Raw genomic sequence first — 13,000 nt, 5'->3', positions numbered from 1 at the left:
CCTGCAATTGTGCAGGCATTTTTATCCTTTTCAGCTGATCATCTAGAAAAGGCCTCAAAAGCCTGCACAAACGCAGGAATTTAATCGTTGAGGCTCTTCCAAGAGCAAAAAAGATGCATAATTGCAGGTTTAGAGAAAGCAACTGGAGCTAGAGCTCAAGGCTGTGCGCCAGCAGTCAGGCGGATGATTAAACCGGCTGTATTCGGTGACATCAAAAACAACCGTGGATTCAAAAGATTCCTTCTTCGAGGCTTACCCAAAGTAAGTCTAGAGGTCGGGTGGCTTTCGCTTGCCCCTAACCTGCTAAAGAAAGCAGCAGAAGACGCAAAAAGCAAAGGAGTTAAGCAGATGCAAGACGGGGGTAAGCCCCGGACCTGAATCGTGTCTGCGATTTACGAGGAAGTTAGAACTCGGCAAGTTTGACAAGATCCTGAAATTATTATATAACCATAATAGTTATAACCACTATGGTTATAGGTATGTATTAAAATTTAGGAGGTTACTATGAAAATCACAGATCATTTTATCCCCGTCTTTACCAATGAACTGGATACAACCGTTGCATATTATGAATCTCTTGCAAACCAACCTATGGATCGAAGATGGGATATTCCCGAAGCTGGTTTGTCTTTAGCCACCGTATATCCTTACGTTATCGTATCTGGAAGTCCGGAGGCTTTGGAGCCTGCTAGATCACTCCGTGCCGTAGTGTACGTTGATTCTATGAACGAATTGAAGAACGTATTACAGCAGCAAAATACCCTCATCATAAGGGATCAGCACGGTCCTATTGGTCCTAGCATTTTTGTACAACATCCCGATGGCAGTTTTATTGAATATGTAGAGCCTGCAAAGGCTGCTGTTTAACTGGCGCAAATTTAAAACAAATAAATAAAGCTGCTCCACGGAACGTAGGGAGCAGCTTTATTTTGCATTCACTTTTGTCCGTAATTGCTCAACAATCTGAGCCAGAGTAACGGAATCCAGTTCGTTTTCCATTGCCTTCTGCGCATGAGAGAGTTGTGGCAAGAGAACCGATTCAATGTTCATGCCTACAGAGCAATTGGGGTCAGGTTCCTTATGAAAATTAAAAAGCTGGTTTCCTTCCACGGATTCGACGGCCCGGTAAATATCCAGCAGGGTTAATCTTTCGGGAGATACTCGAAGGGAGGCCCCTGCAACGCCAGATTTTGTTTCAATATACCCTGCTTTTTTGAGCTGAGCCATGATCCGTCTAATTACAACAGGGTTACTATTGATGCTGCGTGCTATTCGGTCGCCTGTACTATATAGCGGGTCCAACGCAATCATCGAGAGAATATGGACTGCCATCGAAAAACGACTGCTGATTTGTTTCATCTACTCACCCTCTTTGCTACACAGTATAGTTCCAATTAAAGATCAGGTCAATCGATGAACTTTTCAAGCGTCCAAGATATAGCTATTTCAATTAAATTAAAATTATCTGAACAAGAAATGAGTTTATAATTCTTTTGCCATTACGATGCTCGTTTCTTGATAGCCTAGCTTTTCATATAAACCACGCGCTATTTTGTTATGAGCAAAGACGTGAAGTCCCATACTCTTTATGCCAAGTTCTCTTGCCATCTTTTCAATTTCTTGCATCGCTTGCTTGCCAAGTCCACGTCCTTGATAATCTTCCCTAATCTTTATATCGTAGATAAACCCTTTGTTGTTCGGTTTCAATGCCAACCAAATCATTCCAACCTCTTGCCCATCTGAACGAATTGTTAATAATTTATTATTTGCGGTTTTCTCACCATCAGGCAAAAGTTGTGCGTATTGTTCTATTGCCTTACTGGTAGATTCATGTTCGTTCCAATTACCAGATTGGACGTTGCTGTTTGCGTAGCTTTTAATTGCAGAATTTAGGTACTCCTGGAATTCAGTCGAATTCATTAATTCTAATTTAATCATTTTTCCCCTCTCTAAAAACATGATAAAATATTTCACAGTATCAACTCTTAATCTTAACTCTACCATTAATACTAACACAAATTTGTGGACAACCAAGTCAAACAGGCCGAGGCAACCTTCGCAATCGCGGCAAACATTTCCATTCAGGGCCATCTCTCTGGTAAAATAGAGAAAATCATATTTTCACATTTGGGAGGCAGACGGCAACGATGGAACAAGAGCTAAGCGCACAGATCATGCAGTGGCACGAGGAGGATGAACACCAGCAAATCGTAGACACTCTAATGAAGATTCCTCCAGCGGATAGGGATTACGACATGATCAGCAGCATTGGTCGTGCTTATAACAATCTGAGTTTGTATGACAAAGCACTGGAACAATTTGCTCTCATTGCTGAGCAGGGAAAAAATGATCCATTGTGGTACTTTCGCGTAGGTTATTCCTATTATTATATGAAGCGGTATGAGAAAGCGGCAGGTGTGCTAAGCACCGCGCTGGTGCTGGACCCTGGCGATAAGCATTCAGCCAGATTGCTAGATTGGAGCCATAGCAAATGGGAAAAACAACAAAAGGCTGAATACCAGCGCAAACTCAGCAAACAACAGAAAGACCCGGGAGCGATCCCTTTTGAAGGTATGGATCTCGACAGTTTCTGGGAAGACAGTAACTATGCCAGAGAACAATATGTCTCTGATCCGCCTACGGATGAGCTGATTTCTTCTATAGAAGAAGAACTCGGCTATAAGCTGCCGGCAGCCTATATCGCTCTGATGAAGCATCAGAACGGGGGCATTCCCCATCATACATCCTTCCCGACAGATGAAGCTACCTCTTGGGCTGAGGATCATATTGCTATAACGGGAATTATGGGGATCGGCCGCGACAAAAGCTACTCGATCTGCGGTGATCTCGGCAGTCCGTTCATGATTGAGGAGTGGGGCTATCCGGATATCGGCGTAGTCATCTGTGACTGCCCTTCGGCAGGGCACGATGTCGTGATGCTGGATTACAGTCACTGTGGGAAGGACGGCGAACCTGCAGTCATTCATGTCGATCAGGAAGATGATTACGAGATAACATTCTTGGCGCCGGACTTCGAGACGTTCATCCGCGGTCTGGTCAATGATGAGGATTACGACACTTCCGAAGAAGATAAAGAGAACGATCTGCGCAAAGTGGCTGAAGGAAAATTCTCTCCACTGCTCACGGAACTCTGCAGTCAGGCCTCTGAGGTGGACGGGCTGGAGTCCAAAATACGCAGCGTCTGTACCCGGATCGTTCAAGAGAAGGGCCACTTCTCATTTCATGCGGATGAGCGGTCTCATCTCATGTACGATGTGCAGTTCTGGCTATACACCAACGCTTTCCCGACTGCCAGCCGTCAGCAGTATCTGGATACCTATGATCAAATGATCGCTTTCGGCGGCGAATTCGGCCAAGGAGGGTATGCTCCCGGCTTCATCAGCGATTGGCTGGATGGGCGGATCGGGGGAGGCCTTATCGTTCAGGAGAATGGAGTTCTCCGTTTCACGGACGAGGCACGCAGTGCGGTGATAGCAAAGTTTTCAGCAGAAACCGAAGCTGCACAGGCATTGACAACTGCAAGAGAACCGAAGGATGTCGCCCCCTTTATCCTCGTGAAACAGAACAATGGCGGCAAATCTGTCATCCTGACGGTCGGCAGCTATTTGACCGAGCTATTCAACAGCAGGGCGGACGAGGGGTTCGAAGGCAACGGTTACGATTGGGCATCACTGGCGGCGGTGTTCTTGAATGAGCGGATGCCGGAGCTCGCGGACACGATTCATTTTGACCCGGAAGCAGATATGTTCTGTGCCTACTCGAGTAATGGAACCGCTGTAGAACTGTTCGCATGGGCGTTCAAATCTGCCTGTGAGGATGAGGTACTTATTCACGATCTGTTCACTCGTGCAGAGTTGGACTGAGCTAAAGCCATATGTTAAACAAAGAGCGGGCTTCAACTCCCCGCTCCTTCGTATTGACTCAATCCTTTTCTAAATATAGCTATGCCTAAAACCACACAGTAAATTGCAGCCAACGGAGTCAGCAATCCTATCCAGCCCCAGCTCTGTTTGTCGAACAAGTAGGCCGCCGGAAAAAAGCTTACAAATGCATACGGAAGTATCAAGGAGAAAAATAACTGTACACCAAACGAATAGATTGTAATCGGAAATTTGGCGAATTCGGCCAAACTGCTGACCATCATTGGTAAGGAATTATTAGGGGCTTGTGTCCAGAAAACAAGCGAATTGGATATAAGGTTAATCGCAGTACGCGTAACCATAGCTGAGATAAATAACACAAAGCCAATTAGCGCCTTATCCCAAGTCCACTCGATATGAACATAACGAAGTGCATTTACAAGCATAATACCTCCTACCACCATGTTGCCTAAACCGTTCATTCCGACAGCACCACTAAGCACCTGAAGCACTGGCGATATGGGGCGAAGCAGCATTCGATCCAATTCTCCCGAGTTGACCAGAAATCCAATCCGCCATGTCCCTTCAAAAAAGAACTGAGAAACGCCTGTCGTAAAATTAATGATCGCATAAATAAAAATAACTTCCCAGAAATCCCAACCGTGGATTTGCGGTATTTTTTGATAGATGACCCATATAAAAATTAGCCCCATCACCTGCGTCAAACCTGCTGCAATAACGAGTAGCAGAAAGTCCGCCTGATATTCCAATATAGCTTTTAATTGCTGGCTCATCAGCCGTGTATATAAGTACATAGATCGACTAATCTTCCTCTTCAACCGGCCACCTCTTTCCCTTTTCAGCTTCGTCTCCTCTTAGCCGCCGTGTATCGTCACTTTTTTCACCGCTATGTTCCACAGCAATTTACCGAGCAGCCATAACACCACGCCCCATATCAGCTGGACCGCAACCATTCGAACAGCTTCCATGGAAGAAGTCTGACCCAAATAGATCGTAGCCGGAATGTGAACGATCCCCTGAAACGGAAGCAGCAGACAAAGCGATTTCAACCAATCAGGGAAAAATGCCAAAGGAGCCAATGCACCTGAAAGCAGGTTGGTGATAGCTGCTCTCGCCAGTGAAATACCATAGAAGCTATCCGTCCAAAAACAGCATAAGCCAGCGAGATAGACTACACCGAATTTCACAAGCAGCGCGGCAAGCAAGCTTATTGCAAATAATAGCCAGGCCGTGAAGCCTACAGGCATCTGAACTCCTGAGAAAAAGGCGAGCACCAAGATAGTCAGCACAATGGTCACCGTTCCTTCAAATAAGCTCGTCCCCAACGTTTCGGAGAAGCGTGCCTTCTGAAAGTCCAACGGCTTCAACAAATCCAAGGAGACGCTGCCATCGCGTATTTTCCCGGCAATACGGCCCTCCGAGGTAAAGGACAAAACTGAATTTGAAATAAACGTTATTAATAAATACGCTTTCATAGCTTCCCAAGTAAACCCGCCTACCTCTGTCCTCTCCGCGTAAATCGCTTTCCACAAATACATCATGGATACAAGGAGGAGAAGGCTGCCGACAATATTGATGATAAATGAACTGCGGTAGGCAATGCTGTTTTGCATAGACATTTGGGCTAGTGACACATATTTTCTAATCATTCGCCACCATCGCTTTCGGCGGCTCCGCATCCGTTAATACAAGCTCCCCTTCATAAACCCTGCGAATCACATGCTCGATCTTCGGTTCATCGATACGGAAGTCAATCACTTCACCCAATCGCATGACACGGCTCACGACTTCGCTGGCTGATACCTCAAACCGGTCAAAGCGGATCGCAATATGCTGACCATCCTTCTGTTCTACGACGGCTCCTGGCCAGTCAGTTAACAGATGTTCATTGCCCGATAGCGGCTGACTCAGCTGGAAGTGGATCGTCCTCTCCCGAGCAAAAGCGTCCTTGACAGCCTGAAGGCTCCCATCATAGATGATCCTACCCTGATCGATAATAACAAGCCTGCGGCAAATATCCTCGATGTCCTCCAAATCATGCGTCGTTAAAATAATGGTCGTTCCCTGTTCGCGGTTCATTTGCTTAATAAACTCTCGAATCTTCACTTTCACTGCAATATCCAAGCCGATGGTCGGTTCGTCTAAATAGACAATTCGAGGGTTGTGCAGCAGAGCAGCAGCTAAATCCGCTCTCATCCGTTGTCCCAGAGATAGCTTGCGTGTAGGTTGATGCAGAAATTCATCCAGCGAGAGCAGCTCGGTAAAACGATCCATATTGTACCGATAAACCGCTTCCGGAATTTCGTAAATATCTTTGAGCAGCGCAAAAGATTCTATGATCGGCAGATCGAACCACAATTGTGTTCGTTGGCCGAATACAGCCCCGATGGTTCTCGCATTGTCCGTTCTTTGCTTATGGGGAACCACGCCATCAACCATTACACTGCCGGATGTCGGCACCAAAATACCTGAGAGCATTTTGATCGTAGTCGATTTACCAGCTCCATTAGGCCCTACATAAGCTACGGCTTCCCCTGCTTCAATACTCAGGCTGATGCCGTTTACCGCCTGCTTCTCCCTGTATTTCTGGGTAAACATGTGTTTAACCGCGCCTACTAAACCTGGAGCTTTGACCGCTTGCCGAAATGTTTTGGTTAGATCCTGTACTTCAATTAGACTCATCCGTTCACCTGCCATCCTTATTTGGTCTTCCGAAAACTTGGAAAAATTTCCATACTACAGAATAATACCTTAAGGATGGATACTTCGACAATCACTATTTTATATGTAAAAGGCTAAATACGCAGCAGCGCTAGGCATAGTAGTGTCGGTAGGACCAATTAATACTGTACCACTCATACATTCACTGGAAAAATGTTTTGATAAGGATTAGTAATGAAATTTATGTAAGTACAACTGAGGGCTTAACGCCCTGCTTCGGCTCATCATCGTAGGGCGCAAAGGAGGTCCAGTCTGTACTACGTCCATGTACGCATTAGCGGCTTTGTTATTCTTAGTTAACCAGAAGTCGTTGTACTTCGTTTTCATATGCAATACCTTCCTTCTTGGGCGGCTGTGGAGTAGGAAGGCGGCTAGCCTAAGACGATACCTCACCTGTTCTATGTCAACTGGTCGTCACCAGATTGTTTTTTCACAGTAGTTATCGCGGCAAATGGCCAGATTGTTGCGAACATTTAACAGATAAGTCCTAACAATATTAATGGTAGAGCTATCTATCTCAAAAGATGCCTTGCCTTTTGATCCTCCCTATCGGGGCGGCGCATTCTACAGTTGCGAAGCATTTTCAAGAACCTGTGAGAAAGCAAACATAGCAAAAAACAGGTCAATCATGGTAGTATCTGACCATAATCGACCTGTTCATCGTAACGGAATAGCGTTATTTAGGTTATAAAATTAAAGCATCTGTGCATACAAACAATATAGAGAAATCTTCATACGGGTATTACATGGGTTAAATGTGTTCATGATTGAATGATGGATGATGGGTTCATTCGGCACTGGGTAGCGCCCCATTACCGGAAATGAAATAGTTAAGTGTTCTTTCAACTACACAATTATAGTTCAAAATATTCCTTTAGAAACTCATTGAAATTCGACCAACTCACTTCCAATTCTCCGTTCATTAGAAGGTCTTGACCCCCTTCAAAATCAACTTCATATACTTTATCAGTAATACTATCTAACACAAGTACTGCCCCAGTGGACAGTTCGCTTAGCACTAGAAAATTATGAAGAAAACCATGTTCCTTTCTACAAATTTCAGTATACACTTCTATGTTGTTTTTACCATCACATATATCAAGTAATTCATAAGGTACTGCCTCACTCCAAAATGCACCACTATACTTTTTATAAAATTGAATAAAAGCATTTGATGTAGTAACGTTTAGACGTGATAGAGCAGAAAGAACGTCACCTTCATTTTCTCGATTGTAAATTTCTTCTTTTAATGCAACTTCTAATCCTTTTGGTAAATTATCCATCTTAATACACTCCTCCTATTGTTGTGTCCCTCTCCATTTCCAATATTCAGGTGAATCAACCTTTTGGAACTGCTCTCTAAGAGATCCCTTACCTCTCCCCATAGGATAGTACGGGTGAGGCTTTCCACCATATGGATGAAGAGGAGATTTACTTATGTTAGTTATATTATGATATCTAGTACTAGCTTCAAACAAAGGTCCTATACCACTTTGACGTGAATGGTGTAAGGTGGCTATAAAGCCATCTGGTTAAATTGGGGCAAGTCCATGCCGTGAGGCAGCTTCAGCATTTGTTAAACCTATTCCTTGTTTCGCTCCTGTAGTTCGTTTCATGCTCCAATCAATATCATTTCTCTGAAAAACCTTGTAGGTTAAACCCGAACCACCAGATGCATTTGATGTATAGTGTACGGTATTTGTGAATACCTTAGGCTTTGAATCATCACCCGTCCCCTAAGTAGTAATCTTAAACTTAGGAATAAAAAGATGATAGTCGTTTTACCAACTATCACCATTATTTCAACTCTCAATTATTTGATTTATTTCTGCGGTTTTATATTAAGAACAACTCTTTTGGGGTTGAGTAATGACATCTCACGTTTGCAAATCCATTTTTGAATCTCCCCTGTTCCATCCAGGCTATCACCATCTTCAAAAATATCACCGTTCTCAAAAATATAGTTACCATAGCCGTACAACAAACTAGCTATTTCGGATGAGGTGATATTATTAAACCGACACTGTATATCTGGTAATCCCAAACCTGAAAGACCTACTGTATCCATTATCATCTCATCATTGGTTTGCTCCAATTTGAACATTCTAACATTCAATGCTCCATTTAAATACTCGCCATTTTCAAATCGACTAATAAATGATTCAGGGTCGGATATCTTTTGACTAGACTTCCAATTTACTGCGATACAGTTTGTATTTTTTAATATAGTCAATAAAACAATATTAAACAACTCTACTCTGCTTCGATAATCCAATTGTGAAGCGAAAACGTCCGAAAGCAAGCAACTATATTTCGCTCTACAAACTGTTTCATTTGCTTTTTCAAAATCCCAAGTTTGCTGCAAAGCAGGTGCGATTCTCTTATTATCTACTTGTGAATAGCTTCTGTTAAAAATGTATTGAACATTCAGTATGACACCTTCTTGTATCTCTACTTGGTAATCAGTAAAAGTAATTATAACAACTTCATTGTCATCATTATTCAAGACAATATTTATACCAAAATTTCGAAATAAATCTTTAGCAATTTTATCAACATCAACTATTGGAACTTCTTCGAACAGTAGTTCAACAGAGTATGTTGTATCTATCTGATTGACTAGTTCTTGCCCCATAATTATAACTCCTTCTCTTAATTCAATTTTTAGATTTGTTATGTGTAAAGATAGTTCTATTGTGTATGATCATTTATACATAGCCGCTCATTACAACATCTATTCCTATATTATTTATCAATAAGTCTCTAAGTGAGGGGGCAACTAAGACCGCATCTTCAACATCAATATTCCCAAATCCAACCATATACAATCCAAATCCCTCTTTACCTTCCATATAGATCAAGACATAACCACCCTCATCATCTCCAATAGCTAGAGATTCAGGGATATACTTTTGGATTCTGTGTGCTTCATTCATCTCTATACATCCTAACGGACTCCATATTCGGATGTACATTTGATTCTTTACGTTTATCTCTAATTCAGTTGCTATTTTGGACATCTCTTCATAATCATTAGGTACTTTTATAGTGGAAAAGTTTTGAAGACTTATAATATCCCCTTCACTCGCTGGTAAATCTTTTACTTCTACAAAAAACATATCACTTATTTCTTCAAAAATATTCATCTAGATTTATCCTCCGATACGGTACTTTAAGCTTGTCTAACATTTTATATTGTTGTTCCATTATTTTTTCTATAGTTTCTCTCGTAAAACCAAGCGCTTTAAAATCTTCAACAATAAAAGTAAGCTCCTCCTGTAAAGTAGAACTCCATTTCCCCTTCCCTTCAGCTATACGATCATCTCTTCTTTCTGACTGACGGTTGTTGAGTTCTGTATGTGGATGATCTTTATTTGCTCCAGGTATTTTACCTGTTTCAAGTGTCACTGTTGGTGCTTCTTTGTAATCATATCCATACTTTGCTAAATTTTCTTTCGCCCATTCACCTTGAAGTCCATGGTGTGATTCAAGACGCCCACCATTTGGTCCGAATCCTCTTGGTTTAGGAGCGGCATTTTTATGTGATTTATTAAATATTATAAAATTCGTTTCTACATTAGGCGGAGATTTTGAAGGAGCACCTTCACCCGTCCCCTTACCCCCCGAACTACCTCCACCCTTTCCAGAGCCGACTGAATCTCCCTCGCTTTTCAAATGATTCGATATCTTCCCTGATGATCCCTGCAAGATTTCCCTTAGCGTTGTTGTTACAGGTACTCTACCAGAAATTCCTACCAACTGCGAACTCTCAAACGGGTTAATAAATTTTACATCTAAAATCTTATTCATAGCCGCCTGGGTAAGCTTCGCGTAACTTTCACCCAGGGTAGTACCCTCTGCACTCAGTACTCGTATAGACTGATTGGATCTTGCGCTTATTCTTGTTGCCTTGGATGCTGCTCCTGCCTCGCCACCAACAAAAAAAGAAGCTATGGTAAGTACCAATTCCGTTCCATATTTACTTCGACTATAGGTATCTCCATGTATGACGTCTTCCTTGAAATCTTGCTTTACGCCTTCCCAGACTCCCGCCAATGTTCTCAGCAGCTCATCTCGATGCTCCTTGTTGGCATAATATTTGGCTGTAAAAGCGATTGGGTTCGTAACAAACTCCAAGGCTCCAAGAGGATTGTTGACGGCATAATCCAATCCCTTCCATGCCATGTTTGCCAGGATGCCAGCACTCATCGGATCGAAGTCCTTGTATGCTTCCCATGCTTTCTTGACGGGGCCTATAAGCGCACCAGATGCCGGAAGCTCAGTTTGAGCGACTCCCTGCTCCCGCCTGTCAGATGAATCGCACCTGGCAGCAGGGCGAGTTCACTTCCATGCTCCGTTCCAAAATACCGCAAGCTTATTGCATTTGGTCTGATTTTAGGTGTATATGGAATATGATTATCACCATTCTGAACTAGTTTTCCAGTCCACATTCTCATCGCCATATCTTGAACGGAAATACTCATCCCATTCTGGTCCTGTTCTTGGTATCTTTGTAGAATCACCCGCCCCTAAGTTGTAATCTTAAAAAATGAAGATAATAAAAAACAAGTCAATCACTTTAATGTTTATGATTGTTTTCCAGTACTACATGAGTCATAATATAATAAAAAACTACGGCTGATCTGTCTATGAAAGGAGTAAATTGTATCGAACCAGTTATTCAGCATTCTTGGGATTTAAACGAATCACAAGCAATTGTTCTACAAAAAGAACTTGCCTTAAAAGTAATAAAGGAAGACCAATTAAAGCAAGTTAACTATATTGCTGGTGTTGACGTTGCTTATAGCAAAAATAGTGATAGATTAGTAGCAGCAGTTGTGATACTTGATGCCACTACACAGAAACTAATTGAAAGCAATGTAGTTGAAGATATTTCTAATTTCCCCTATATCCCTGGATTGTTTTCATTTAGAGAATTACCTCCAGTTATTAAAGCATTCAGTAAAATATCTATAACACCAGATTTAATAGTGTGTGATGGACAAGGAGTTGCTCATCCGAGACGATTCGGGTTAGCAAGTCATTTGGGGGTACTGTTTAACACTCCAACAATTGGTTGTGGCAAAACCAAGTTACTTGGGGATTATGAAGATCCTGGTATTAAACGAGGGGATTATTCGACCTTACTAGATAGTAATGACGAAATCGGTATCGTATTAAGAACACAGAATAATGTAAAACCTATTTACGTCTCTATCGGACATCGAATTTCATTACCTACGGCATGCAAATGGGTTTTACAGTTAGCTCCTCGTTTCCGCTTACCCGAGACAACACGCCAAGCAGATCAATTGGTAAAAAAATCCTTAACTTTATTGGAAAAAATAAAGAAGGACAATAAGCGATAGAAACCTCCAAATGTTTATTCAATGGATGTTTTTGACGCTTACTGTCCTTTCTCTGGATCATTCGTATTTCCGCATGACCAAATCTTCTGTTACTAATTCTCAGTTTGCATGTTCCACTTATCGTATTTTTCTATCATACTTTTTTCAAAATCGTTTGGCTCTAGCATTTCATTTACCAATTCCCCTCCTATGTTCCACTCCCTATATATTATTTTAAACCCATATTTGTAACTCGCCATTGATTTTAAAATACCATTATCAAACCAAGACAGTGACTGACCAAATAATACACCCCTACACATTTCTCGGAAACTCTCTACTTTGCCATTCTCGAAAAAGTTAACATAATCGCCCTCAGCAATTCCGTTCTTATAATAAGAATAATAAGCTAAATTCCCATTCCGATATCTTTCATACACAAGCCCGGTTATTGGCTTTCCACCTTCTTCAATTGGTTTATCATATACTTCTTGCCCACTTTCCCCAGAAAAACATACGTCATCAGTAAATTCAATTCCTGTTAAGAAAACTTCATCAATTGTTAATATCGATTTTTGATAATTACTTCCTAACATCCTTTTTAAAATAACTTTTATTTTTTTATCATTCATTATTTTCACCTTCGAAGACAAGACCATGCATAATCATAAACTGATACCAATCATCTTCATCTATCCATGGGACAATTTCATAGTATTTGCGACCAAACACATAATTTCCAAGAAATTTATCAAGTGTGCCAAGGCATATCCCTTCATTGCTGTAAGGAATTTCTGAAAACCAATATACATTTCCATCCTGCTTATTTATGCCTAGTGGTTCAGACATAATTTTGCCCACACATAGCCAGTTAGTTTCCCAATCAGGCAGAAAGTCTAATAAATTTTGGTAATCTTTATTCTCCTGATATTCCAACATTACTATACTTCCTAATGAAAACCTGAGACTATTTGTACAAACTCAACATATTGTTGAATTTTTTGATTGGAATAATTAATTAACTCCTGA

At 41.6% G+C, this 13,000-nt stretch carries 15 protein-coding genes and 1 pseudogene; 4 read left to right on the top strand and 12 right to left on the bottom strand.

Annotation, left to right across the window (positions count from 1 at the left end):
- Window positions 1-195: 195 nt before the first annotated feature.
- A pseudogene (locus BC351_RS41195) lies at window positions 196-378 on the top strand (hypothetical protein); the annotation flags it as partial.
- A 126-nt stretch (window positions 379-504) separates the two neighbouring features.
- Entirely contained in the window at window positions 505-867 is a 363-nt protein-coding gene (locus BC351_RS41190) for a hypothetical protein (protein WP_079421483.1), read from the top strand.
- A 57-nt stretch (window positions 868-924) separates the two neighbouring features.
- Here the strand turns inward: BC351_RS41190 and BC351_RS41185 are convergent, their stop codons facing one another.
- On the bottom strand, window positions 925-1,359 hold the full coding sequence (locus BC351_RS41185; protein WP_079421482.1) for an Rrf2 family transcriptional regulator: 435 nt from the start codon (window positions 1,357-1,359) through the stop codon (window positions 925-927).
- Between the two features lie 123 nt (window positions 1,360-1,482).
- On the bottom strand, window positions 1,483-1,938 hold the full coding sequence (locus BC351_RS41180) for a GNAT family N-acetyltransferase (RefSeq protein WP_079421517.1): 456 nt from the start codon (window positions 1,936-1,938) through the stop codon (window positions 1,483-1,485).
- Window positions 1,939-2,147: 209 nt separating this feature from the next.
- Here BC351_RS41180 and BC351_RS41175 point away from each other — a divergent pair, with 209 nt between their 5' ends.
- Complete coding sequence (locus BC351_RS41175; RefSeq protein WP_079421481.1) at window positions 2,148-3,884, top strand: Imm51 family immunity protein; 1,737 nt, start codon at window positions 2,148-2,150, stop codon at window positions 3,882-3,884.
- A gap of 32 nt (window positions 3,885-3,916) precedes the next feature.
- Here BC351_RS41175 and BC351_RS41170 read toward each other — a convergent pair whose 3' ends face one another.
- The 8 genes from BC351_RS41170 to BC351_RS41130 all read right to left on the bottom strand — a co-directional run bounded on the left by BC351_RS41170 (window position 3,917) and on the right by BC351_RS41130 (window position 11,107).
- Window positions 3,917-4,720 (bottom strand): ABC transporter permease, encoded by an 804-nt coding sequence (locus tag BC351_RS41170; protein WP_244209358.1) that lies wholly within the window; start codon window positions 4,718-4,720, stop codon window positions 3,917-3,919.
- A gap of 36 nt (window positions 4,721-4,756) precedes the next feature.
- Window positions 4,757-5,551 carry an ABC transporter permease gene (locus tag BC351_RS41165; protein ID WP_079421479.1) on the bottom strand — a complete coding sequence of 265 codons (795 nt, stop codon included), beginning with the start codon at window positions 5,549-5,551 and terminating at the stop codon, window positions 4,757-4,759.
- A complete protein-coding gene (locus BC351_RS41160; protein WP_079421478.1) occupies window positions 5,544-6,584 on the bottom strand; it encodes an ABC transporter ATP-binding protein in 1,041 nt (346 codons plus the stop codon). The genes BC351_RS41165 and BC351_RS41160 overlap by 8 nt, the downstream gene beginning before the upstream one ends.
- Before the next feature lie 893 nt (window positions 6,585-7,477).
- Complete coding sequence (locus BC351_RS41155; protein WP_079421477.1) at window positions 7,478-7,906, bottom strand: SMI1/KNR4 family protein; 429 nt, start codon at window positions 7,904-7,906, stop codon at window positions 7,478-7,480.
- Window positions 7,907-8,445: 539 nt separating this feature from the next.
- A complete protein-coding gene (locus BC351_RS41145; RefSeq protein WP_079421476.1) occupies window positions 8,446-9,258 on the bottom strand; it encodes a DUF4261 domain-containing protein in 813 nt (270 codons plus the stop codon).
- Window positions 9,259-9,331: 73 nt separating this feature from the next.
- The gene (locus BC351_RS41140) at window positions 9,332-9,769 is read right to left on the bottom strand and encodes an SMI1/KNR4 family protein (RefSeq protein ID WP_079421475.1); all 438 of its coding nucleotides are present in this window, start codon (window positions 9,767-9,769) and stop codon (window positions 9,332-9,334) included.
- Window positions 9,756-10,832: a hypothetical protein gene (locus BC351_RS41960; RefSeq protein WP_144028709.1), complete on the bottom strand. Its 1,077-nt coding sequence runs from the start codon at window positions 10,830-10,832 to the stop codon at window positions 9,756-9,758. Before BC351_RS41960 ends, BC351_RS41140 begins: the two co-directional genes overlap by 14 nt.
- Before the next feature lie 44 nt (window positions 10,833-10,876).
- Entirely contained in the window at window positions 10,877-11,107 is a 231-nt protein-coding gene (locus tag BC351_RS41130) for a hypothetical protein (protein ID WP_079421474.1), read from the bottom strand.
- Between the two features lie 165 nt (window positions 11,108-11,272).
- On the opposite strand from BC351_RS41130, the gene nfi reads away from it, so the two are divergent.
- Complete coding sequence (nfi, locus tag BC351_RS41125) at window positions 11,273-11,992, top strand: deoxyribonuclease V (protein WP_079421473.1); 720 nt, start codon at window positions 11,273-11,275, stop codon at window positions 11,990-11,992.
- 92 nt (window positions 11,993-12,084) lie between these two features.
- Here nfi and BC351_RS41120 read toward each other — a convergent pair whose 3' ends face one another.
- The gene (locus tag BC351_RS41120) at window positions 12,085-12,603 is read right to left on the bottom strand and encodes a toxin-antitoxin system YwqK family antitoxin (RefSeq protein WP_079421472.1); all 519 of its coding nucleotides are present in this window, start codon (window positions 12,601-12,603) and stop codon (window positions 12,085-12,087) included.
- Entirely contained in the window at window positions 12,596-12,910 is a 315-nt protein-coding gene (locus BC351_RS41115) for a hypothetical protein (RefSeq protein ID WP_079421471.1), read from the bottom strand. The genes BC351_RS41120 and BC351_RS41115 overlap by 8 nt, the downstream gene beginning before the upstream one ends.
- Between the last annotated feature and the right edge of the window lie 90 nt (window positions 12,911-13,000).

Source organism: Paenibacillus ferrarius, from assembly GCF_002027705.1.
Lineage (GTDB): Bacteria > Bacillota > Bacilli > Paenibacillales > NBRC-103111 > Paenibacillus_E > Paenibacillus_E ferrarius.
The sequence above is the reverse complement of the archived record's forward strand: the minus strand, read 5'-3'. Positions and strand labels throughout refer to the sequence as shown.